This window comes from Commensalibacter sp. B14384M2, from assembly GCF_016101865.1.
Taxonomy (GTDB): domain Bacteria; phylum Pseudomonadota; class Alphaproteobacteria; order Acetobacterales; family Acetobacteraceae; genus Commensalibacter; species Commensalibacter melissae.
Map to the genome: position 1 here is coordinate 191,535 of NZ_JACFPS010000001.1, position 24,586 is coordinate 216,120.

Consider the following 24,586-nt stretch of genomic DNA (forward strand, 5'->3'; position numbering starts at 1 on the left):
ACATGATTTCTGTTATTTGGTTTTTTTCAGTTTACAAATATTAAGATGAAAATGCCCATAAAGAAAGAGCAAGAATTTCATAAAGATTCAAAAATAAAACACAGACGAAACTGGTTGCGTAAATTTTTACTGGCAGGCTGTTCGGTAATTGTATTGCTGGTCGTGATGGTGTCAGCTTTTATATTATTCATATTAAGCGCACCTGCCAACCTTACCTTTATCGCCCGATATTGGCTTCCTTTAACGGTTATAGAAGGTATGGAGAAGGATAAACCTGCTGGAAGACTGACGTTTGACAAGTTGGTTATGAAATGGCCTGTTCTAAAGAAAGGCTTTAATACACCAGTCACTTTCGAACTGGAAGGATTAAAGTTACTGGATGTCTATAATCAGGTAAGGGATCATTTGGACTTTGCAAAATTAACGCTGGATACATCATCATTACGACATAAAAAAATTGTTCCTTTGTATATCAAGTTGTCAGGTGCACAATTACATTTAAGAAGATATAAAGACAATCATGTTAATCTGGATTTGTCAGGATTGGGTTTGTCGAGACAATCCAGGCTGGATATCGACTTTCATCGTTTGTATCATGTCAAAATTGAGAAAACCGTTTTATCTTTTAAAGATGACATTGATCATAATTTGATTAAATCAAGACAGATTGATGTTGATGTGCATCCTTTTTATGCTGACAAAACATTGACCGTTATTGGAAAAGTCTATTTCAATTTTGATATTAATGGTCATAAGGTTCAAATTAAAGGTCAAAGCTCTGTTCAGTCCATAACTTCATCAGATATTGTTAATTTGCAAAAAACGGGAAAGCTCCAATGGCATATGGAGATCGATCAGGTCAATCCCGCTAATATTGCAGAAATGATACCGGAATTGCGTTATTTGCAATCTGTTAATATGCCTATTTCAGCTGAGGCGAATATAGGTTTTTCTATCCAGAATAAAGCTTTCATGCAACCTTATATGGCAGATATTAAAATAAATTCTGCTCAGGGGAATGTAAGGGTTGGAAATATGGAATATTTTCCATCTTTTTTCAATGCTCGTATAAGCGCTTTTTTTGGTGAAGATGCCAAATATCCTGCAAAGATTGATTTTTCCGACATTTGTCTGCAATTGAGGTCTCCGTCAAATTTGGAAAATGCTAAAAGCGGGCCTTTTTTTCATTTCAAGGGTTCGTTGAAATTATCCTCACTGTTAAATCCAAAAGTGGTTGATGCAGATTTTTCCGTGGATAGTCCGTTCCTAGACTTTTCAACATTAAAAGAATATTGGCCTCGTCACATAGTCAAAGGAGCCAATGAATGGGTTACGGGCAATATTACAAGAGGGCAAGCGCGAGATTTTTCAATTCATGCAAGGCTTACGGGGCATGAGGGCTGGCATCAATTGAGACTGGTTCACTTGGAGGGTGGAATTGCTCAGGCAACAGATTTGGAGGTTCACTGGTTAAGGCCCATCCCACCTTTACAGAAAATGAATGCACAAATGTTATTTGTAGATCCTGATCGGATATTGATTAAATATCGAGGAGGTTATCAAATTGTCAGGTCAGGAAATGGAACCACCTCGAAATTACGCAAGTTGAATATACCTTCTGGAAATATGTGGATTACAGGATTAAGCAATCATCGGGATTTGGGTATTATAACGCTTTTGATAAAAGGTAAGTTGCAAGATTTATTAACTTTATTATCTGAACAACGATTGCATTTGCTATCTCGTCATCCTGTCCCTTTTAAAAATCCTTCCGGGGATTTGTCTACGCATTTACATTTGGAAATCCCCCTCAAGAAAAAGGTGAAAATCGAACAGATTGATATTCAGGGACATAATGAGATTAAAAATGTCTATCTAAAAGATATAGCGTTAGGACAGGATTTGAGACAGGGGAATTTAGTGGTGGACGTGAATGCCCGTCAACTTGATTTACATGGGTATGGTCTTTTATCTTATTTTCCTGCGCGTATTGAGTATAGACAAAATTTTACGCATCAACATCTTGGGTCGCTTGTTGAAAAAGCAAAAGTTGGCTTGACCATTACGTCAGAGACCTTGAAACAAACAGGTTTTGATATGGCTAAGGATATAGGGGGCCAAGCCTTTCTAGATTTAAACTATTCAAAATTTTACGACAAAAAAGCGATAATCAATTTAAATTTGGATCTATCAAGAACTGAATTGAAACTCCCGATTTGGCACAAGCTAATTGCAAAACCCGCGAAGGCTTCGGGAACGATAATATTGAATGACAACAAACTGGTCGGTATTCAAGACTTGCATGCTCAGGGAAGTGACTTGTTGGTGCATGCCAATATGAATATCGAAAATAGAATTCCAACCCAATTAAATATTCAATATTTTAAAACTGGACGGTCAGAAGGAAAAGCGACCATTAATTTTCCAATGACGGATGAAGCGTTTCATAACCCTTTAAAAGGTGATGTACGTATTTCTGTCAAGGCAGATACATTGGATCTTTCCCCATTTATTCAGGATTATCTGGGATCATCCAGGAAAAAACATGCCGTTTCCAAGAAATCACAGAATTATAATATTCCTGTTGCAGCTACAGGAAAGTACAAAGGACTTAAGGGAAGACGTTGGATCTTTAACCTTCAGGCCAAGAAAATCTTTTATGATAAGAATAAGAAGCTGGGCGAAGTGACAGCCTATATTGAATATAATGGATTACGGTTGATGCGTCTTTCTTATGGAATGCGCCAACCAACTTTGGTAACTGCGTCATTATTTCCCAAGGATTCAAATCGACAATTTTATCTGGATGCTCAGAATCTTGGCAATTTATTGGATATTGTTGGAATATCAAATAGAATTTCAGGAGGGCATTGTGTTTTGAGTGGTAATTTTGATGACAATGATCCTGAGGCCCCGTTTACCGGCAAGATACAAATCGAGCCTTTTGTTGTTGATCATGTTCCCACCGCCTTAAAACGGATCAGTAATCTTTCTGTTTATGGTTGGTTCAAAAGGCAAAAGGCGGATGCGTTGAATATTGATGCTCTCAAAGGAAATATCTTTTTGAATAAGGGGATTCTGAAAATAAAAAATGGTCGTGTTTTCAATGATGAACTTGGAGCGACTTTGAAGGGCGATATCAATCTTGATAAAGCGGTTTTGGATTTGCAGGGAACAATAGTGCCGATTTATGCGGTGAATAAACTATTCAGTCATGTCCCGGGGGTGGGAAAATTATTTGTTCCAGAAAAAGGGGGGGGGTTTATTGCCGTTCCCTTTGTCATTAACGGAAAATTCAAAGACCCTCATATGGAGGCATATCCTTCAATGTTGCTAACTCCGGGCTTTTTACGAAATCTATTTTAATAATTGTATAGACAATTGAAGTTGAGACGATAGATCAATGATAAGTAATTATACGGAATATTTTTTTATTTTCATTATTGTATTGATTGGCTTTGGTTTGGCTGCTGTTTTTATATTGAAACAATCAATAAAAAAAAATGATCGGCAGGAGGATATTTTAAAAAGAATAACATTTTTAATCGAGAAGGAATCTTCCGCACGAATACAGGATCAAGACCGTCAGCAGCAGCATCTTGATAAAATTGAGAAGGAATTGTTCGACCGTTTACAGAATGGTCAAAACCAACTGGCTGAGCGATTGCATGTCATGAACGAAAGTTTGATGAAGGAACAATCCACGTTACGGTTGGATCAGGCAAGGGCGATGCAGCTTTTAACAGAGCAAAGTTCACAGAATTTAACAGAGTTGCGCCAATCTGTAACGGAAAGACTGAACAAGGCTGTTGAAACTCAAATGCAGTCATCTTTTCAGCGTGTGGTTGAACAGTTTTCCGAGATTCAAAAATTGATGGGTGAGGTTAACTCTGTAACAGCGCAGATGAGCGATTTAAAGCGATTGTTTACAAATGTTAAGACGCGTGGCGGCTGGGGTGAGGCGCAGCTACAATCAATATTAGATGATATTTTACCAACTGGAACCTATGAACGGAATGTGCGTTTAAAGGATAACAGCATGGAAATTGTCGAATTCGCCGTTCATATGCCTGCACAAGGTTCCCATAAACCTTTAATGGCCATTGATTCTAAATTCCCAACGGAAGCTTATGAACGATTAATACAAGCTATTGAAGAAGGAAATAGTGGCGCGGAACAGGCTGCCCGTAAAGCTCTGGAAAGTTGTGTCAAGCAGGAGGCGAAAAAGATCGCTTCAAAATATATTGTACCGCCAAAAACGGTTGAATTCGCTGTTTTATATGTTCCAACTGATGGACTTTATACGGAAATCGCTCGAATTCCCGGTCTTATCGACGAAATCGGCAGAGTTTATCATATTTTAATTATGTCCCCCGCCTTAATGCCGCCTTTATTACGGACTATTCATCTCGGTTATGTTTCATTGGCATTGAGTGAGAAGACGGAATTTGTTTCAAGTTTATTGGGCAAGACCAGACAAGAAATGATAAAAATTGACATGATTTTTGAAAAATTGACCCGTTATATAGAAAATACGGCCAGTTCCGTCACTGATGCCCGTCGTAAAACCCAAAAACTTATTCAATCGCTGGAAAAAATTGGGGAAAAGGAAACTGAATAACCAGAATGGATAAGATTATTTTAACGAGAGATGGGTATGTTTTAAAATAGTTTAACAGCATTTTATCAAGGAACGAGCAAATCATATGGTTAATTAAAGAAAGACGGATGGGATCTTAATAAGGTGAATGCAATTGTAATTACGGCATTAAAGCGTCCATATACATTTGTTGTTCTGGCTATTTTAATTCTTGTTTTTGGGGTGTTGGCTATATTCCGGACACCAACGGATATATTTCCTGATATTAAAATTCCAGTGGTAGCTGTTGTCTGGAATTATACAGGTTTGATGCCAGAGGATATGTCGGGGCGGATTGTTTACTATTATGAACGGGCCTTGACATCCACGGTTGATAATATTGAGCATATTGAAAGCAATTCTTACTATGGGCGTGGAATTGTGAAGATTTTTTTTCAACCCGGTACTGATATTGCAGAGGCCCAGACACAAATTACCTCGGTTTCCCAAACTGTTTTAAAACAGATGCCCAAAGGTACGACGCCCCCCCTGGTCATTAAATACAGTGCTTCATCCATCCCTGTCATGATGTTAAAGGTCTCATCCAAAACTATTACCGGGTCCCAGCTTTATGATATGGCATCTAATCTAATACGACCGGCCTTGATTTCTGTTGCGGGGGCGGCATTACCCTCACCTTATGGAGGTGTTTCCAATTATGTTCAAGTTGATTTGAATCAGGCTCGCTTACTGGCTTACGGGTTAACGGCAACGGATGTAGGTAATGCCCTTGGCAAGCAAAATATTGTCTTGCCAGCTGGAGACCAGAAAGTCGGTTCCATTGATTTTATGGTTCAAACCAATGCCAGTCCCAGAGCTGTTGACGAATTTAACAATATTCCAATTAAAAAAGTCGGCAATGCAACGGTTTTTTTAAGGGATGTTGCCTGGGTACATCGAGGTGGCCCGCCGCAAACGAATCTTGTCTTGGTGAAGGGGCACAGGGCAATTTTGATGGTCGTTATGAAAACAGGGGATATTTCCACCCTTCAGGTAGTGGCTGGGATCAAAAGGTTATTGCCACAAGTGCAAAAGACACTGCCACCAGGGGTTGATGTTAGCATTCTATCAGATGCCTCAGTTTTTGTTAAGGATTCCGTTCATGATGTTGTAAGGGAAATGGTCACGGCTGCATTTCTGACCAGTATTGTGGTAATTCTGTTTCTGGGTTCATGGCGATCAACCCTGATTATAGCAACCTCCATCCCCTTGGCGATTTTATCCGCCCTGATTGGTCTAGAGGCAATGCATCAGACAATCAATGTCATGACATTGGGAGGTCTGGCCCTGGCTGTCGGGATTTTGGTGGATGATGCCACCGTCATGATTGAGAATATTGACACGCATCTTGAAATGGGTAAATCCTTGTATGATGCAATTGTGGATGCGGCCAATCAAATTGTGATTCCAACTTTTGTTTCAACGCTCTGTATTTGTGTCGTCTGGTTTCCGTTGTTTCAACTGACCGGGGTGGGAGGATGGTTATTCATGCCCATGGCTGAAGCGATCATTTTTGCAATGATAGCATCCTTTATTTTATCCAGAACTTTTGTTCCCACCATGGCTTATTATCTGTTGCGTGGACAAGTGGAAAATCATGGCGTCAATAAAAAAAAAGAAACTTTTTTCGCACGATTCCAGCATGATTTTGATCAGGGATTTGAGAAATTCAGAAGATACTATAGGATTTTTTTGCATAAAATTCTTTTTGTTAAGAAAAAATTTATCCTAATTTTTTTAAGTTTTTCTTTTTTGTCTGTAGGTTTATTATTTTTTGTCGGACAGGATTTCTTTCCAGAAATTAAATCTGGTGAACTAGATTTACACATGCGTGCTCCTCTGGGTTCAAGAATTGAGGAAACAGGTAAAATTTCTTATCTAGTCAATTCAGAAATCAGTGATTTGTTACCTGGGCAAGTTTATGAAATTGTCAATAATTGTGGTTTGCCCTTTAGCAGTATCAACCAGGCTTATGTTGCAACTCCGACAATAGGGTCACAGGATTGTGACATGACAATCTCATTGAGGAATTCTGAATCTCCTGTTGCAGCATATCGCCAGATTCTCAGACATGGATTAAGAAAAAAATTTCCAGGAACAGACTTTGCCTTCACGCCGGGTGATATCACCGCCAAAATTTTAAATTTTGGTTTACCTGCCCCGATCAATGTGCAGATCGTGGGTCGAAACTTGGCAGGTAACTATGAGTATGCAAAACATATTGCCGCAAAATTAAAGCGTATTCCTGGTATTGCGGATGTAAGGGTTCAACAAACGGTTTCTACACCAACCCTGATGATTAATACCCGTCGTGATTTTGCTCTTAGTACAGGATTAACTGAGGCGGATATTGCAAATAATGCTCTTGCAACCTTATCGGGAAGCGGACAGGTCGCACCCACTTATTGGCTGGATATCAAGACAGGGGTGTCTCATTTAGTGAATATTCAAACCCCACAATCTGATTTACAGAATATGAATGATCTGGAAACCATTCCTGTCAATGGTTCCGAAAGAGGGGAAAAGAAAATCAAGTCGCAGATTTTGGGATCCTTGAGCCGTATTGATCATACAGGATCAGGTGGTGAAATATCCCATTACAATATCATGCCCGTATTTGAGATTTATGCCAGTAATGAAGGGCGAGATCTGGGGGCTGTCAGCAGGGATATCAAAAAAGTTATCAAAAGGGAAAAGGCGACAATACCCCGTGGCTCTACAATAGCCATTCGGGGGCAGGCTACAACAATGTATAATGCTTATATGCAATTACTGGGGGGATTGGCATTATCTATATTGTTTGTCTATCTGATTATCGTTGTCAATTTTCAATCCTGGCTAGATCCATTTATTATCATCACTGCATTGCCGGGTGCCCTGGCAGGGATTTCTTGGAGTTTGTTTATCAGTCATAATGCATTGTCTGTTCCCGCGTTGACAGGGGCAATTATGTGCATGGGAACGGCCACTGCTAATTCCATTCTTGTTGTTTCTTTCGCTCGGGAACGGCTTGCTGAGCATGGAGATGCGGTAAAAGCCGCAGTTGAGGCCGGATATGGTCGTATCAGGCCTGTTTTAATGACGGCTTCGGCAATGATAATTGGCATGATACCGATGTCATTCAGTAACACACAAAATGCCCCTTTAGGTAAAGCCGTTATGGGGGGGCTAACTCTGGCTACATTTGCAACCTTGTTGTTTGTTCCATGTGTGTTTGCATTGGTTTATAACCGTCATGGCCGGATAAAGGAATAGTGGATGTCCAACTTTTCAAAAAAAAACAAGGCTATTTTTTTAATGATTGGAATTTGCGCTTGTATTTACGCAATTTTTGGAATTGTTGAGCGACAGCACGATGTTGTCAAACTGACAGAACAGGCCAGGAAAGATTCATTTCCCATTGTTCAATGTATCCAGCCACAAAAAGGTCCAGCGATAAGAAGTCTTACTTTGCCTGGAGATGTATCGGCATGGTATCAGGCGCCAATCTATGCACAGGTATCAGGATATGTCCAACATTGGTACAAGGATTATGGTGCGACTGTAAAAGCGGGTGAATTACTGGCAACAATTGACACTCCTGGTCTGGACGCGCAGTATGAGGCTGCAAAAGCAAATTTGAAAGTTGCCCAGACACGCTACCAATTGGCGGCAGTTACGGCAAGACGTTGGCAGGCCTTGTCAGGAACCAGAGCGGTATCTCAGCAGGAAGTTGATGTTCAGGTCGCCAATGCTAAAGTTCAAAAGGCTGAAGTGGATGCAGCGGGCCATGAAGTGGCCCGGTATGAGGCTTTACAGGCATTCAAAAAAATCAGGTCCCCCTTTAGTGGCGTTGTTACATCGCGATTAACGGATGTAGGGGATTTTGTGAATAATAATGGAGATTTAAGCCGTCAAGGTAAGGCAACCGAGTTGTTTACGGTTTCTGATATTCATAAACTCCGTATTTTTGTAGATGTGCCGCAGGATTATGCATCAATCCTGAAAAAAGGGTTAAAGGCTGAATTGACAACAATTCAATATCCGGGAAAAACCTTTCAGGCGGATTTTTTGACATCTGCAAGGGCGTTTAATATGGCCAGCCGTACAGTGACAACTGAATTGACCGTTGAAAACGCCTCTCATATATTATGGCCCGGAACTTTTGTACAGGTTCATTTTATAACCCCAGCAGATCCAGATATTTTGATCATTCCAGAACAGGCTTTGATTTTTCGTAGTGAGGGTATGCAAGTTGCCGTTGTCGGGAATGATCATCGGGTTCGGATGCAGAAGGTAAAATTAGGAAATAATCTTGGTAAATCAATTCAGGTATTGGCAGGGATAAAAAAAACGGATTGGATTGTGAATAATCCATCAGCTGGGTTATTAAATGGGCAACAGGTTAAAATTGTAGATAGCACACCAGGATATAACGATAATTTTCAAAATAGCGAATCTGTAACAAAAAAATATGATAATGATTCGTTCAAGAAAAATGCGGCTGAATCCAATGTGGAATAAGAAGACAGATAAAGCCAATATACCATATGGTTATTTGTTAATGGCTTGTCTTGTTTTTCTGAATGGATGTGATTTAGCCCCGCATTACAAACCTGTTCATTATGTTCTGCCTGAAAATTGGCATGGAACAGCCCCTTTTCATATTGCTCAACCTGAGGATCAGATTCCTAAAGGTGCATGGTGGGAGATATTCCATGATCCTGTGTTAAATCAACTGGAAAGCGATCTGGAAAAAAATAACCCTGATTTGCAAGCGGCAGCAGAAACCTATATGCAAAGTCGCGCTGTTCTTGGAGAGGTTAGATCGAATTTGTACCCACAATTAAATCTTGAAGCTGGTGGTGGAAGATATAAACAATCCCATCACCGGTTATTCCGAAGTAAAACCAGTCATGCTCCAATTGAAGAAACAAATATTCAATATCAGGCTTCTGTTTTATGGGAAGCAGACTTATGGGGTAAAATTAGAAATGAAATAAGGATGCAAAGAAACCTGGTTCAAGCGAAAGCTGCTGATTATGAATCTGCAAAACTATCTCTGGAAGGGGATCTGGCAGGCAGTTATATGCTTTTACGTGGGTATGATGCTCAGAATGAGGTTTTAAGCCAATCCATACAATATTATGAAGCTGCGGTTGATATCACGCGTATGCGTCAGGCAGGTGCCATTTCGGCTGGGATAGACGTTTCACGTGCCGAAAATCAATTGGCAATTACAAAGGCACAACAAACAGAGATACAGGCCAGACGGGATTTGACCGAACATGCGATCGCTGTTTTGGTTAATCAATTCCCCGCAGATTTTCATATAAAATCGGTAAAAACAAATCTAAATGATTATATACCGAATATACCAGTGGAATTTCCATCATCTCTATTACAACGTCGACCTGATATAGCCAGTGCTGAGCGACAGATGGCCGCTGCCAATCGCCATATAGGCATATCAAAAGCTGCATTTTATCCTGATATCACGATTAACGCGGCAAGTGGTTTTCAGGACAAGGGATTTGGCTTGGCAAATATGGCCAACAGCATGTGGTCTGCGGCAATTCAGGGGACTTTACCCTTGTTTCAGGGGGGATTACGTCGGGCAAGTTTACAAAAGGGCTGGTCAGTCTACCGACAAACACGGGATCAATATCGCTCCACTGTTTTGGATGCGTTTCGCGAGGTTGAGGATAATCTTACCTTAACGCAAAAGATGCGGCTGGAATTAGAACAAAATAAGGAGGCCTCTGAAGCGGCCTTACGGACACAGGGAATGGCAATGTCATTATATACAGGAGGATTAACCACTTATCTAGACGTTGTTACAGCCCAGAATGCCGCATTAGCCGCCCAATTGGCTGAAGTTCAAAGTCAAATTAGCTTAATGCAGGCTTCAGTTAATTTGGTGGTGGCATTAGGTGGGGGATGGGGTAGACAGAATTTGCCTATTAAAAATTTAGAATCTTTTAAAGTTTTGCAGTATAATCATCTAGGATTTGATAAAAACCTACCTACAAAAAATAAAAAGATTCAATATTAATTTCATCAGATAAGAAATTAATGTCTTTCTTCTAAATAATGTAATTGATGTTCATTGCCATTGAATTTTCCTATTAATTTTATCTTATTATCAGGAGTTATTTCTTTATGATCAAATATAGTGGATATTTTCTGATCTTTGGAAATTAAATTTAAATTTCCATTAATGATTTTCCAATAATATTCGTTTTCATGATAATAATTATGAACACGGCCTTTCATGTCAAATTGCATATTATTACACCAACAAACATTGTCTGTTTGACTGCCATAAGCCCACTCACGAACAATAATATTACTTTCATCAGGTGAAAAATTTCTAATAGATAAAAGCTTTTGAACCGTGGAAAAAGATAGAAATTGTGAGAATAAAGTATTACGATGATTTGATTGATGGAGAAGCTCATTATGAATGGGATTCGCTACGTTTTCGAAGATTTCTTCAAATATATAGTAATTGAAGTTAATATGTTTTTTTAATTGAGAAGCAATTAAAAACTCAGGATCACTTTGATTGGTTAATCCAAAAAGTATAGTAGGTAAGGAGTGGTTGAATTTTCCCCCATATAGGTCGCGTGCTTTAGAATCATCCGCCAAAAAATCAATGTGCAATTTTTCTGCTGTTTGATATAAACTTCCTGTTCCAAGGGCTCTGGTATGTATTATAGGCCATTGATCGTAGATAAAAGCAATCTCTTGCATTTCCCATAATAGATGCTGCCAATATCTTTCAATACCCCATAGTGGGAATTCTTTTAGTTGAGCTAAGGTGTTTTTCAAAAATTTTCTGCTCATTATGGGAGCCATACATTCAATAAAATCTGTTCCTCGTAAGAGTAATGTTTGTTGTTGCAGTGTAATAGGGTGAGTAAAAAAACTTTCTAACGTTAAAGATGGGGCAGATAAGACAGGTTGATATTTATTAATAAAATTAACGATTTTTCTTGCTGATTGATAGGAAATATATAAATCGTCTTCAAATAGCCAAAAGAAATCATATTGATTAATAATATCTGGGTTATTAATGATGAAGTCATGAACCCCACTTAATTTTGTTCCTTCAACTTTATATGTGTAAGTAGGGTTGTCTTGTGAAAAATCAGCATTATCATAATATACAAAAGCGATGTCCATTATTTTTTGTATAAGGTGTATCCATGATTTGTGAATGGATTTTGTACCGCAACGTAAAATCATGAGATGTTTCATTAATTGATTACCTTTAGATTATATTAATTATTGATTAATTGTAATTTTTAAAAGAATAATTTTTTTTTTCAATCTTTAAGAATAATATTTTATTGGATTTTAAATAAAATCTTGACAAACTTTGTAAACTATAAGAAAAATATCAACTCTTATCGGAACGCGGGAGATTACTTTAGCAACAAGGAAAAAAGAATTTTTCTTTGGGTTTTCGTGTGAACCGCGGTCTGGGTAGATTAATGTTAAGGAGACCCGGATATGGCCAAAAAGATTGTTGGCTACATTAAATTGCAAATTCCAGCTGGAAAGGCGAATCCATCCCCACCTGTTGGGCCTGCCCTAGGTCAGCGCGGCTTAAATATTATGCAATTTTGTAAAGAGTTTAATGCTGCAACACAAAGCCTGGAACCAGGAATGCCTATTCCTGTCGTGATCACAGCTTATGCAGATCGTACATTTAGCTTCATCACGAAAACACCCCCCAATACTTATTTTTTGTTGAAAGCTGCAAAAATTTCCAAAGGTGCCTCCGTTATTGGTAAGGGTGCAACTGTTGGTACAGTAAAAATCAGCCAATTGCGTGAAATCGCTGAGCAAAAGATGAAAGATATGAATGCGAATGACGTTGATGGTGCCGTTCGTATGTTGATAGGATCTGCACGTTCCATGGGCTTGAAGGTTGAGGAGGCTTAAGAGATGGCAAAGAATAAACGTATTGCTGCAGCTTATGCTTCAATTGAAAGAAATAAGCTTTACGCATTGAAAGATGCTGTTGCATTGATTCGTGATAATGCGAAGGCTAAATTTGACGAAACAGTTGAAATTGCCATTAATTTAGGTGTTGATCCTCGTTATGCGGATCAGATGGTTCGAGGTTTAATGTCACTCCCACATGGAACAGGAAAAACTTTGCGTGTTGCTGTTTTTGCACGGGGTGAAAGAGCCGAAGAGGCTAAAGCGGCTGGCGCAGATATTGTTGGTGATGAAGATCTTGCGGAAAAAGTGCAGGCGGGTCAGGTTGATTTTGACCGTTGTATCGCAACCCCTGACATGATGGCGCTGGTTGGGCGTCTTGGCAAAATTCTTGGTCCACGTGGTTTGATGCCTAATCCCAAATTGGGAACGGTTACAATGGATGTTAAGTCTGCTGTAACAGCTGCAAAATCAGGTCAGGTTGAATACCGTGCCGAAAAGGGCGGTGTCATTCATGCTGGTGTGGGTAAGGCATCATTTAGTGCTGAAAATCTTCTTGAAAATATCCGAGCTTTTGTTGATACTGTGCAAAAAGCACGCCCAACAGGGGTTAAAGGTACCTATATGAAAAAGATTTATCTTTCTTCAACAATGGGTCCTGGCATTGAAGTGGATATTGCTAGCGTTAACGCTGGTTAATAAAAAAGTTTTATTATCCCTTTTTGATAAGGGGATAATATTGTCGAGACATTTTAAAATGTCTCAAACCTGTCCAAGACCGTACGTAATTTAAAATTTTAAAGGTTTAGAACCGCGCATGGAAGACGGGGCTGGTATTATAGATTGAAAAATTATTTATATGCTAGTGATTCCGTTAAGGACAGGCGAACCGGATCAATAAAATTCATTTTATTGATCTAAATGGTAACCTGAACAGTTATAAATTTAACTGATCAAAATGGAGACGGGATTTGGACCGCACGGAAAAACAAGCTTTTGTTGCTTCCATGGCATCTGTTTTCGCAAACACTTCAATGGTCGTTGTTACGCGCAATGCGGGATTAACGGTTGCTGATGTTACGGATTTGCGTCGTCGTATGCGTGCTGCTGGGGCAACTTATAAAGTTGGGAAAAACCGCTTGGTCACCCTCGCCGCAAAAGGTACCCCATTCGAAGGCATTACGCCAATGCTAACTGGGCCTACAGCTCTTGCTTGGGCAGAGGATCCAGTTGCTGTTGCGAAAGTAGCCGTCGAGTTCGCCAAAACCAATGAAAAACTTGTTGTGCTTGGTGGAGCGTTAAGTGGCCAATTACTTGATTTGAATCAGGTCAAGGCCCTTGCAGAGCTTCCATCCTTGGATGCGCTTCGTGCACAACTGGTTGGGCTTATTTCTACACCTGCCACACGTATTGCTGGTGTATTACAAGCTCCTGCTGGTCAATTGGCACGGGTTTTTGGTGCTTATGCGGACAAAGGTGATGTGCAAGCGGCTTAATAAAATTTAAGTCTTTAAAAAGTTACTGAATAATCAGTGGACTTATCTCAAATCACTTATTAGTATATGAATAGGAAGAATATAAATGGCTGATCTAGCTAAACTTGTTGATGAATTATCTGCTTTAACCGTATTAGAAGCTGCTGAGCTTTCTAAAATGTTGGAAGAAAAATGGGGCGTTTCTGCTGCTGCTCCTGTTGCTGTTGCCGCTGCTCCAGCTGCTGGTGGTGCTGCTCCAGCTGAAGAAAAAACTGAATTCGATGTAATTCTTGCTAAATCTGGTGATAAGAAGATCAATGTTATTAAAGAAGTGCGCACCATCACAGGTCTTGGTTTGAAAGAAGCTAAGGATTTGGTTGAGGGGGCTCCTAAAACGCTTAAAGAAGGCGTAAGTAAGGATGAAGCTGAAAAAATTAAAAAGACCCTTGAAGAACAAGGCGCTTCAGTCGAAATTAAATAAGGCTATGAAGCAAACGGTAGAAAATTTTCTTTCTGCTGTTAGACTTTAAAATAAGGTAAGGCGGAGCTCGTGAGTAGGGGTTTCCGCCTGCTTGGTCGTTAAAAGGAAAAATATTTAACGATTGTAAAATAGTATTCCCTTTATATATTAGGGATTAGTGAGAGTGTGATCCCTTATTGGGATCATGAGTTTATAATTATCCAGATGGTTTGTGTGACAAATTTATCCGGAAGCAGGCGATAGGGCACAATACACGATGAACGCGGTAAGCAAATCGTTCACTGGGCGCAAGCGCATTCGTAAAAATTTTGGACGGATTCCTGAAATTGCTCCGATGCCAAATTTAATTGATGTGCAACGGGCAAGTTATGAGGCTTTTCTACAACGAGATGTAAAGCCGGAAAATCGTTCATTAACTGGTTTGGAAGAGGTTTTTCGATCTATTTTTCCAATCAGCGATTTTGCAGGTAATGGTCGTCTTGAATTTGTAAATTATGAATTTGAAGAACCTAAATATGATGTTGAGGAATGTCTTCAGCGGGGATTGACTTACGCGGCACCATTAAAAGTCGTTCTTCGTTTGATCGTTTGGGATATTGACGAAGATACGGGGTCTCGTTCTATTCGTGATATTAAGGAACAACCTGTCTATATGGGCGATATGCCTTTGATGACAGAAAATGGCACCTTTATTATTAATGGTACTGAACGTGTAATCGTATCTCAAATGCATCGCAGTCCAGGGGTGTTTTTTGACCATGATGGTGGGAAAACCCATTCATCAGGCAAATTTTTGTTTACGGCAAGAATAATTCCCTATCGTGGTTCCTGGCTAGATTTTGAATTTGATAGTAAAGATTTAATTTACGTCCGAATAGATCGAAAGAGAAAAATTCCTGTTACAACCTTTTTGTATGCTCTTGAGGGTGAAAATTCGATTGCTTTGCGAGAGGCGAAAATTAAAGAGGGTGGGGATGTGGATTCCATTCTTGTTCATGGAATGGATGATGATGAAATCCTTTCATATTTTTATAATACAGTAGTTTTCAAAAAAGTTGCTGATGGTTGGTCTCGCACGTTTGAGCAGGATGCTTTTCGCAATTTAAAATTACTGTCCCCTTTGGTTGATGCGGATACTGGTGAGATTGTAGCTGAAGAAAATGTCAAGTTGACTGCAAGGCTTATTCGCAAGATTGCTGAAAAAACGAAAAACGTGCTTGTTAAACGGGAAGATTTGCTTGGACGTTATTTTGCTCATGATCTGGTCAATGAAGAAACCGGTGAAATTTATGCCGAGGCTGGTGTAGAGATTACCGAAGCTATACTGGATACGCTGGAAGAGCTTGGTTTAAAAGAAATACCAACGCTGGCGATTGACAATAATGTCGGTCCCTGGATCAGAAATACATTGATTGTTGATAAAAATACGTCCAGAGATGATGCGCTGGTTGATATTTATCGTGTCATGCGCCCTGGTGAACCTCCAACGGCTGAAACGGCAGAGGCGTTGTTTCACGGATTATTCTTTGATGCTGATCGTTATGATCTTTCTGCTGTTGGACGTGTAAAAATGAATATGCGTCTTGGTGTGGAAGGGGATGACACTATTCGTACACTTCGTAAAATTGATATTTTGCGGACGATCAAAATCATGTGCGAATTAAAAGATGGACAAGGAAGTGTCGATGATATCGATAATCTTGGAAATCGTCGTGTACGTTCTGTGGGTGAATTGATGGAAAACCAATATCGTCTTGGTTTGTTAAGAATGGAACGTGCCATTCGTGAAAGAATGAGCTCTGTTGATATTGATACAGTCATGCCGCATGACCTTATTAATGCAAAACCGGCTGTTGCCGCCGTTCGTGAATTTTTTGGTTCATCACAGTTATCGCAATTTATGGATCAAACGAACCCATTGTCAGAAGTTACACATAAACGTCGTTTATCCGCTTTGGGACCGGGCGGGCTGACCCGTGAACGTGCCGGATTTGAAGTTCGTGACGTTCATCCGACACATTATGGACGTATTTGTCCGATTGAAACGCCCGAAGGTCCAAATATTGGTTTGATCAATTCTTTGGCAACGTATGCAAAAGTAAACAAATACGGGTTTATTGAGACACCTTATCGTTTGGTCAAGGATGGTCAGTTGCAAGATGGGTGGAAATATCTTTCCGCCATGGAAGAGGAAAAGCTTATCGTCGCACAGGCAGATGCCAAACAGGACAGTCATGGACATTTGACAGGAGATCTTGTTTCTGTAAGACAAAATGGCGATTTTCAACTGGTAAAACCAGAAGAGGTTACTGCTTGTGATGTTTCGCCAAAGCAATTGGTTTCTGTTGCCGCCGCCCTGATTCCGTTCCTTGAAAACGATGATGCAAACCGTGCCTTGATGGGATCAAACATGCAGCGTCAAGCCGTTCCATTAATTCGGTCAGATGCGCCATTAGTTGGAACAGGAATGGAAGCCGCAGTTGCAAGAGATTCTGGAGCAACGATTGTGGCTCGTCGTGGTGGTATTGTTGATCAGATTGATGGAGCTCGTATTGTTGTCCGTGCAACGGATGAAAATGGTGCAACGCAAGGTGTTGATATTTACCGTTTACGGAAATACACGCGTTCTAACCAGTCAACTTGTATCAATCAGCGTCCATTGGTTTATGTTGGTGATCATATTAAGGCTGGCGATATTATCGCTGATGGTCCTTCAACAGAGCTTGGTGAATTGGCGCTTGGCCGGAACGTTCTTGTTGCCTTCATGCCATGGAATGGTTACAATTTCGAAGATTCAATACTGATTTCAGAACGTATTGCGCGGGATGATGTGTTTACTTCCATTCATATTGAAGAATTTGAGGTGATGGCACGTGACACAAAATTGGGTCAAGAAGAAATAACTCGGGATATCCCCAATGTCGGGGAGGAAGCGCTGCGCAATCTGGATGAAGCTGGTATCGTGTATATTGGTGCTGAAGTAAATCCCGGTGATATCTTGGTGGGTAAAATCACCCCCAAGGGTGAAAGCCCGATGACACCTGAAGAAAAGCTTTTACGTTCTATTTTTGGTGAAAAGGCTTCTGATGTTCGTGATACATCCCTGAAATTACCGCCTGGAACAAGTGGGACCGTTGTCGATGTTCGTGTTTTCTCTCGTCGCGGTATTGATAAAGATGAACGTGCAATGGCAATTGAACGTGCTGAAATTGAACGGTTAAGCAAGGATCGTGATGATGAGTTGGCCATTCAAGAACGTGCGTTCTATAACAGGTTGAAAGAGAATCTTCTCAATCAGAAAGCCGGGGCAGGATTCAAGGGAATTAGATCAGGAACGGATTTAACGGAAGAAGTGTTGGCCGAACATCCCCGTGGAACATGGCGTCATATCATTGTTGCCGATGATGATGTAATGGCTAATATTGAACAGATAAAACGTGACTTTGATCGTGAGGTTTCCAATATTCAGGCGCGTTTCAACAACAAGGTTGATAAGATCCAGCGTGGTGACGAGCTTCCTCCTGGTGTTATGAAAATGGTTAAGGTTTTCATTGCCGTTAAAAGAAAATTACAGCCTGGGGATAAAATGGCCGGTCGTCATGGAAATAAGGGTGTTGTTTCCCGTGTTGTGCCAGTTGAGGACATGCCATTTCTTGAGGATGGAACCTCTGTTGATATCGTGTTGAATCCGTTGGGTGTGCCTTCCCGTATGAATGTCGGTCAGATCCTTGAAACCCATTTGGGGTGGGCCTGTTCAAATCTGGGTAGACAAGTCAGCCAAGTTGTTGATCAGTATATGAAGACTGGTGAAAAGAAACAGGAACTTTTGGATCGCCTTAGATTGATTTATGGCGAAAAAACGTTTAATGAAAAAATAGCCAATCTTTCAGAGGCTGAACTGCTTAATTTCTGTAATGATCTTCGTAAGGGTGTCTCGATTATGACTCCAGTGTTTGATGGAGCAAGCATTCCTGATATCGAAAACATGTTGAAAGAGGCGGGGCTTAATCCTTCGGCGCAAAGTACATTGATTGATGGACGTACGGGAGATCCTTTTGAGCGCCAAGTGACGGTTGGTTATATTTACATGCTTAAGTTGCATCACCTGGTTGATGATAAAATCCATGCGCGTTCTATTGGTCCTTACTCATTGGTGACGCAACAACCATTGGGTGGTAAAGCCCAATTTGGTGGCCAGCGTTTCGGGGAAATGGAGGTATGGGCCTTGGAGGCTTATGGGGCTGCCTATACCTTGCAGGAAATGCTTACGGTTAAATCAGATGACGTTTCAGGCCGTACTAAGGTTTATGAAGCGATCGTTAAAGATCAGGACGATTTTGAGGCTGGTATACCTGAAAGCTTTAATGTGCTAGTGAAGGAATTAAAATCCCTTGGCTTAAATGTTGAACTTGAACAAAGTGCTGAATAAAGTAGATTGTTAGGTTTTTTAAATATTATCAATGAGGTATTCAGTTTATGAATACCTCAACCCCCCAAAAGGTTTTTGGCGAATGAATGAACTTATGAAAATTCTTGGTCAGACTGGCCAAGCAATGACGTTTGATCAGATTAAAATTCAATTGGCCTCGTCTGAACAGATACGGTCTTGGTCTTATGGTGAAGTGAAAAAGCCAGAGACAATCAATTATCGTACTTTTAAACCAGAACGGGATGGATTGTTTTGTGCGCGCATTTTCGGTCCGATCAAGGATTATGAATGTCTTTGTGGTAAATATAAACGGATGAAATTCCGTGGCATAGTATGTGAAAAATGCGGTGTTGAAGTTACGCTTGCCAAAGTGCGTCGTGAACGTATGGGGCATATTGAGCTTGCAAGCCCGGTTGCACATATTTGGTTTTTGAAATCTCTCCCAAGTCGTATCGGATTAATGATCGATATGACTTTGAAAGATCTCGAGAGGGTTTTGTATTTTGAAAATTATGTTGTTTTAGAACCCGGGACATCGCCATTAAAACAATTTAGCCTGCTGACTGAGGATCAATATCTTGATGCCATGGAAGAATATGGGCATGAAGGTATTGAAATAGGGATTGGTGCGGAAGCGATTAAGAAAATTCTGGTCAATATCGATTGTGATGTTGAAAAAGTCGAATTACGCGCCGAATTAAAAGAAACGACCTCTGAAGTCAAACGTAAGAAACTTGTAAAACGTTTAAAACTTGTGGAAGCTTTTGCAGAAAGTGGTTGTCGTCCTGAATGGATGATCATGAGTGTTGTACCAGTCATTCCACCTGAATTAAGACCGCTTGTCCCATTGGACGGAGGCCGTTTTGCCACATCAGATCTCAATGATTTGTACCGTCGTGTCATCAACCGTAATAATCGGTTGAAACGGTTAATGGAATTGCGTGCACCGGATATTATCATTCGTAATGAAAAACGTATGTTGCAGGAATCTGTTGATGCGTTGTTTGATAATGGACGTAGAGGACGGGCAATTACAGGGGCGAATAAACGACCATTAAAATCCTTGGCAGATATGCTTAAAGGAAAACAGGGACGTTTCCGTCAAAACCTGCTTGGTAAACGTGTGGATTATTCTGGACGTTCAGTGATTGTGGTTGGTCCTGAATTGAAATTGCATCAATGCGGTTTGCCTAAAAAAATGGCATTGGAATTGTTCAAGCCATTTATATATTCCAAGCTTGAAAAATATGGGCATGCGACGACCATTAAGGCAGCTAAGCGTATGGTTGAGAAAGAACGTCCAGAAGTTTGGGATATTATTGAAGAGGTTATTCGTGAACATCCTGTCATGCTTAACCGCGCACCAACTTTACACCGCTTGGGTATTCAAGCTTTCGAGCCTGTTTTGATTGAGGGTAAAGCGATTCAGTTGCATCCATTGGTATGTACTGCCTTCAATGCAGATTTTGACGGTGATCAGATGGCGGTTCATGTGCCATTGAGTTTGGAAGCGCAGCTCGAAGCACGTGTTTTGATGATGTCCACAAATAATATTCTTAGTCCTGCTAGTGGTAAGCCTATTATTGTTCCATCTCAGGATATTGTATTGGGGCTGTATTATTTAAGTCTGGAAATTCCTGAATTTAAATTAACTCCAGATCAATCCGAATATGATTCTGAAGGTCATCTTATTAAAAAGGGGGCACCTCTTTTTGCGAATATCGGTGAGATTGAACATGCATTGTCATCCAGAACCTTGAAGCTTCACGATAAAATTCGTTGTCGTTTTCAAACAAAGAATGCGGATGGTGAGCTAGTTTATCAAAAGGTAGTGACAACTGCAGGTAGAATGCTGATTTCACAGATTCTTCCAAAACACCCAGCAATCAATTTTTCATTGATCAATCAACAATTAACGAAAAAGACAATTTCAGATATTATCGATATTGTCTATCGTCATTGTGGTCAGAAGGAATGTGTGATTTTTGCGGATCGTATGATGGGACTAGGATTCTCTTACGCTGCTAAAGCTGGTATTTCCTTTGGTAAGGATGATATGATCATTCCTGATGCGAAAAAGGAACTGGTCGCCAAGACAACCGAAGAGGTTAAGGAGTTTGAGCAGCAATATCAGGACGGTTTGATTACAGCAGGAGAGCGTTATAACAAGGTTGTTGATGCCTGGTCACGTTGTACGGATGAGGTTCAGGCAGCGATGATGAAAAAGATTTCACATGTAGAGCCTGGCCAACCCATCAATTCTGTCTGGATGATGAGCCATTCTGGAGCTCGTGGGTCCCCAGCCCAGATGAAGCAGTTGGCCGGTATGCGTGGTCTGATGGCGAAACCGTCAGGTGAAATTATTGAACAACCTATTATTGCCAATTTCAAGGAAGGTCTTTCTGTTCTTGATTATTTTACATCGACTCATGGTGCACGTAAAGGATTGGCTGATACGGCCCTGAAAACCGCAAACTCTGGATATCTTACTCGTCGTCTGGTTGACGTTGCTCAGGATTGCATTATTGTTGAGCCAGATTGTGGAACAGAACGCGGATTGGTTGTTCGTGCGGTAATGGATGGTGGTGAGGTTATTTCTTCACTAGCAGAACGTATTCTTGGACGTACATTGGCAGCAGATGTAACGGATCCAGCAACTGGTAAAATTCTTTATCCTCGTAACACGCTTCTGGAGGAGGCCGAGGTTGAGGCGATCGAAAAGGCTAATGTTGAAAGTGTGATGATTCGTTCTGTTCTAACCTGTGACAGTCAGGTTGGCGTATGCGCTCATTGTTATGGTCGTGATCTTGCTCGCGGAACTCCTGTTAATATAGGAGAGGCTGTCGGTGTTATTGCTGCTCAGTCAATTGGTGAGCCCGGGACTCAGTTGACAATGCGTACATTTCATATTGGCGGTGCAGCACAAAAAGGTGCAGAACAATCTATGGTTGAATCCTCCCGCGATGGCAAGGTCAAGATTATAAATCTGAATGTTGTTCAAAACAGTCAGGGATTTGACATTGTCATGTCCAGAAACTGTGAAATTATCCTGTTGGATGATAATGGAATTGAACGCGCTCATTATCGTATTCCCTATGGTGCACGTTTGCTTGCTAAAAATGGATCGAATGTCAAGCGTCATCAGAAAATGGCAGAATGGGATCCATATACCCTACCTATTATTACTGAAAAATCAGGTACAATTGAGTATCAGGATCTGATTGAAGGTATTACACTGGTTGAACGGATGGATGAAGTCACGGGGCTTTCTTCAAAAGTTGTTGTTGACTATAAGCAAACAAGTAAATCTCGTGATTTGAGACCACGCTTGCAGTTAAAGGATTCAAATGGGGAAGTCATGAAGTTGGGGAACGGTAACGACGCACGTTACTTCTTGTCTCCAGATTCCCTGCTTTCTGTGGAAAATGGGGCGCAGGTTAATGCCGGTGATGTCTTGGCTCGTATTCCAAGAGAAGGTTCCAAGACGCGTGATATTACCGGGGGTCTTCCACGGGTGGCTGAACTTTTCGAGGCACGTCGTCCGAAAGATCATGCGATTATTGCTGAAAATGATGGTGTGGTTGAATTCGGAAAAGACTATAAGGCAAAACGTCGGATCGTTGTACGTAATGAGGACACTGGTGAAGAAACAGAATATTTGATTCCTAAGGGAAAACATATTTCTGTACAGGAAGGTGACTTTGTCCGTAAGGGCGATCCTCTTGTTGATGGGCCTCGTGTTCCTCATGATATTTTAAAGGTTCTTGGAATTGAAGCCTTATCAGATTATCTGATTGATGAAATTCAAAGTGTTTATCGTCTTCAGGGCGTGAAGATCAATGATAAACATATTGAAGTGATCGTTCGTCAAATGCTGCAGAAGATTGAGGTGACGGATCCAGGTGATACGACTTATTTAATTGGTGAAACTGTAGATCGCTTGGAATTTGAACAAGAAAATATCAAACGGATGAACGCCAATGAGCGTCCTGCAATGGGTTCACCAGTTTTACAGGGTATCACCAAAGCTGCGTTACAAACCAAATCCTTTATTTCAGCGGCTTCCTTCCAGGAAACAACTCGTGTATTGACAGAGGCAGCATCTGCGGGAAAGGTTGATACCTTGATGGGATTAAAGGAGAATGTAATCGTCGGACGTCTTGTTCCTGCAGGAACGGGTAGTGTCATGAACAGATTCCGTGCCATGGCCTATTCAAGAGATAGACAACGAATTCTGGATGTAAATAAGATGAATGATGAAGCGGAAGTTGAACTTTCTTCTGTTACATCAGAAAATAATAAAATAAAGGACGTGACTCAGGTCACTGAATAAGGTATAAGTATATAACTTTATTCGTTTTCAGTTTTATCAAATGGGTAGAAATGCCCATTTGATAAGTTAAAATACGGGTCATTTTTGTCTTTTGGCAAAAATAAAATGTTTTTTACAAGGATACCTAGTTCAATTTTAAGCTGTTTTAAAAATAGCTTGCAATTTAACAAGGGTCTTGTTAAAAAGCATCGTTATCTGTTGAATAAATTTATGGCACATTAGATAAAACATCGTTTATAAGGTATATGGTTTTATTTTTATGCCAACTTTAGTGGCATTTATTTAATTAAATGTTAATTGTTGTAATGACCGTCGAGTAACAATATTGCGTTGCTTGACCTAGAAATAGTAAGGATCGGGAAAGGCGAATGCCGACCATTAACCAATTAATCGCTAAAGGCCGCGAACCTGCTGCCAAGCGCAATAAGGTTCCTGCTTTGCAGGGATGCCCGCAAAAACGAGGGGTATGTACTCGTGTTTATACAACAACACCTAAAAAGCCAAACTCAGCATTGCGTAAAGTTGCAAAGGTACGTCTGACAAACGGTTATGAGGTGGTGAGTTATATTCCTGGTGAAGGTCATAACTTGCAAGAACATAGTGTGGTCTTAATACGTGGTGGACGTGTTAAGGATTTGCCAGGCGTGCGTTATCATATTTTACGTGGTGTTCTGGATACACAAGGAATTGCAAAGCGACGTCAACGTCGTTCTTTGTATGGTGCTAAACGTCCAAAATAAGAGGAATTAAAAGGCATGAGTCGCCGACACCGCGCAGTAAAGCGTGAGATACTTCCCGATCCTAAGTTTGGTGATGTGGTCATCACGCGTTTCATGAATGCGTTGATGTATGATGGTAAAAAATCTATTGCTGAAAAAATCGTTTATGGTGCATTGGAATCTCTACGTGCCCGTGGCGGTGAATCAGCGGACCCTGTAAACCTGTTTCACGAAGCTTTGGATAATGTTAAGCCAGCCGTTGAAGTTCGTTCACGCCGTGTAGGTGGTGCAACGTACCAGGTGCCTGTAGAAGTTCGTGCTGACCGTCGTCAGGCATTAGCAATTCGCTGGTTAATTGACGCTTCCCGCAAACGTGGCGAAAATACTATGCAAGAAAGATTGTCAAACGAATTGCATGACGCTATCAATAATCGTGGAGCGGCTGTTAAAAAGCGCGAGGATACTCATCGTATGGCTGAAGCAAATAAAGCATTCAGTCATTATCGCTGGTAAGTATAAGTTTGAACTTAATTTATTTTAACCGAATTTCTTGGTAAAAACCGAGTTAACGGAGAGAG

General features: G+C 40.6%; 14 protein-coding genes. 13 read left to right on the plus strand and 1 reads right to left on the minus strand.

Annotation, left to right across the window (positions count from 1 at the left end; genetic code table 11):
• Positions 1-51 precede the first annotated feature (51 nt).
• The 5 genes from H3R33_RS00885 to H3R33_RS00905 all read left to right on the plus strand — a co-directional run bounded on the left by H3R33_RS00885 (position 52) and on the right by H3R33_RS00905 (position 10,673).
• Complete coding sequence (locus H3R33_RS00885; RefSeq protein WP_198184544.1) at positions 52-3,366, plus strand: AsmA-like C-terminal region-containing protein; 3,315 nt, start codon at positions 52-54, stop codon at positions 3,364-3,366.
• Between the two features lie 37 nt (positions 3,367-3,403).
• A complete protein-coding gene (locus tag H3R33_RS00890) occupies positions 3,404-4,621 on the plus strand; it encodes a DNA recombination protein RmuC (protein WP_198184545.1) in 1,218 nt (405 codons plus the stop codon).
• A gap of 123 nt (positions 4,622-4,744) precedes the next feature.
• Positions 4,745-7,894, plus strand: a complete 3,150-nt coding sequence (locus tag H3R33_RS00895; RefSeq protein ID WP_198184546.1) for an efflux RND transporter permease subunit — start codon at positions 4,745-4,747, stop codon at positions 7,892-7,894.
• A gap of 3 nt (positions 7,895-7,897) precedes the next feature.
• Positions 7,898-9,142 carry an efflux RND transporter periplasmic adaptor subunit gene (locus H3R33_RS00900; RefSeq protein ID WP_198184547.1) on the plus strand — a complete coding sequence of 415 codons (1,245 nt, stop codon included), beginning with the start codon at positions 7,898-7,900 and terminating at the stop codon, positions 9,140-9,142.
• Positions 9,132-10,673, plus strand: a complete 1,542-nt coding sequence (locus tag H3R33_RS00905; RefSeq protein WP_198184548.1) for an efflux transporter outer membrane subunit — start codon at positions 9,132-9,134, stop codon at positions 10,671-10,673. The genes H3R33_RS00900 and H3R33_RS00905 overlap by 11 nt, the downstream gene beginning before the upstream one ends.
• 17 nt (positions 10,674-10,690) lie before the next feature.
• Here H3R33_RS00905 and H3R33_RS00910 read toward each other — a convergent pair whose 3' ends face one another.
• Positions 10,691-11,881, minus strand: a complete 1,191-nt coding sequence (locus H3R33_RS00910) for a hypothetical protein (RefSeq protein WP_155565793.1) — start codon at positions 11,879-11,881, stop codon at positions 10,691-10,693.
• A gap of 255 nt (positions 11,882-12,136) precedes the next feature.
• Between H3R33_RS00910 and rplK the strand changes: the two genes are divergently transcribed.
• The 8 genes from rplK (at position 12,137) to rpsG (ending at position 24,521) form a co-directional block, all read left to right on the plus strand.
• The gene (rplK, locus tag H3R33_RS00915) at positions 12,137-12,571 is read left to right on the plus strand and encodes a 50S ribosomal protein L11 (protein WP_110438415.1); all 435 of its coding nucleotides are present in this window, start codon (positions 12,137-12,139) and stop codon (positions 12,569-12,571) included.
• A 3-nt stretch (positions 12,572-12,574) separates the two neighbouring features.
• Positions 12,575-13,270, plus strand: coding sequence for a 50S ribosomal protein L1 (gene rplA, locus H3R33_RS00920; RefSeq protein ID WP_110438414.1), 696 nt, complete (start codon positions 12,575-12,577; stop codon positions 13,268-13,270).
• Positions 13,271-13,542: 272 nt separating this feature from the next.
• Complete coding sequence (gene rplJ, locus H3R33_RS00925) at positions 13,543-14,067, plus strand: 50S ribosomal protein L10 (RefSeq protein ID WP_110438413.1); 525 nt, start codon at positions 13,543-13,545, stop codon at positions 14,065-14,067.
• 85 nt (positions 14,068-14,152) lie between these two features.
• Positions 14,153-14,527, plus strand: coding sequence for a 50S ribosomal protein L7/L12 (rplL, locus tag H3R33_RS00930; RefSeq protein WP_122123908.1), 375 nt, complete (start codon positions 14,153-14,155; stop codon positions 14,525-14,527).
• Positions 14,528-14,783: 256 nt separating this feature from the next.
• A complete protein-coding gene (gene rpoB / locus H3R33_RS00935; RefSeq protein ID WP_198184549.1) occupies positions 14,784-18,956 on the plus strand; it encodes a DNA-directed RNA polymerase subunit beta in 4,173 nt (1,390 codons plus the stop codon).
• A gap of 82 nt (positions 18,957-19,038) precedes the next feature.
• A complete protein-coding gene (gene rpoC, locus H3R33_RS00940; protein WP_232342097.1) occupies positions 19,039-23,289 on the plus strand; it encodes a DNA-directed RNA polymerase subunit beta' in 4,251 nt (1,416 codons plus the stop codon).
• 368 nt (positions 23,290-23,657) lie between these two features.
• Complete coding sequence (rpsL, locus tag H3R33_RS00945) at positions 23,658-24,029, plus strand: 30S ribosomal protein S12 (protein WP_003621118.1); 372 nt, start codon at positions 23,658-23,660, stop codon at positions 24,027-24,029.
• 15 nt (positions 24,030-24,044) lie between these two features.
• Positions 24,045-24,521, plus strand: a complete 477-nt coding sequence (gene rpsG / locus H3R33_RS00950) for a 30S ribosomal protein S7 (protein WP_122123905.1) — start codon at positions 24,045-24,047, stop codon at positions 24,519-24,521.
• Positions 24,522-24,586 lie beyond the last annotated feature (65 nt).

Bases quoted from the DNA above. Each gene is read 5' to 3' on its own strand.
- H3R33_RS00885 (WP_198184544.1), top strand. From the start codon at position 52: ATGCCCATAAAGAAAGAGCAAGAATTTCATAAAGATTCAAAAATAAAA.
- H3R33_RS00890 (WP_198184545.1), top strand. From the start codon at position 3,404: ATGATAAGTAATTATACGGAATATTTTTTTATTTTCATTATTGTATTG.
- H3R33_RS00900 (WP_198184547.1), top strand. From the start codon at position 7,898: ATGTCCAACTTTTCAAAAAAAAACAAGGCTATTTTTTTAATGATTGGA.
- H3R33_RS00905 (WP_198184548.1), top strand. From the start codon at position 9,132: ATGTGGAATAAGAAGACAGATAAAGCCAATATACCATATGGTTATTTG.
- H3R33_RS00910 (WP_155565793.1), bottom strand. From the start codon at position 11,881: ATGAAACATCTCATGATTTTACGTTGCGGTACAAAATCCATTCACAAA.
- rplK (WP_110438415.1), top strand. From the start codon at position 12,137: ATGGCCAAAAAGATTGTTGGCTACATTAAATTGCAAATTCCAGCTGGA.
- rplA (WP_110438414.1), top strand. From the start codon at position 12,575: ATGGCAAAGAATAAACGTATTGCTGCAGCTTATGCTTCAATTGAAAGA.
- rplL (WP_122123908.1), top strand. From the start codon at position 14,153: ATGGCTGATCTAGCTAAACTTGTTGATGAATTATCTGCTTTAACCGTA.
- rpoB (WP_198184549.1), top strand. From the start codon at position 14,784: ATGAACGCGGTAAGCAAATCGTTCACTGGGCGCAAGCGCATTCGTAAA.
- rpoC (WP_232342097.1), top strand. From the start codon at position 19,039: ATGAATGAACTTATGAAAATTCTTGGTCAGACTGGCCAAGCAATGACG.
- rpsL (WP_003621118.1), top strand. From the start codon at position 23,658: ATGCCGACCATTAACCAATTAATCGCTAAAGGCCGCGAACCTGCTGCC.
- rpsG (WP_122123905.1), top strand. From the start codon at position 24,045: ATGAGTCGCCGACACCGCGCAGTAAAGCGTGAGATACTTCCCGATCCT.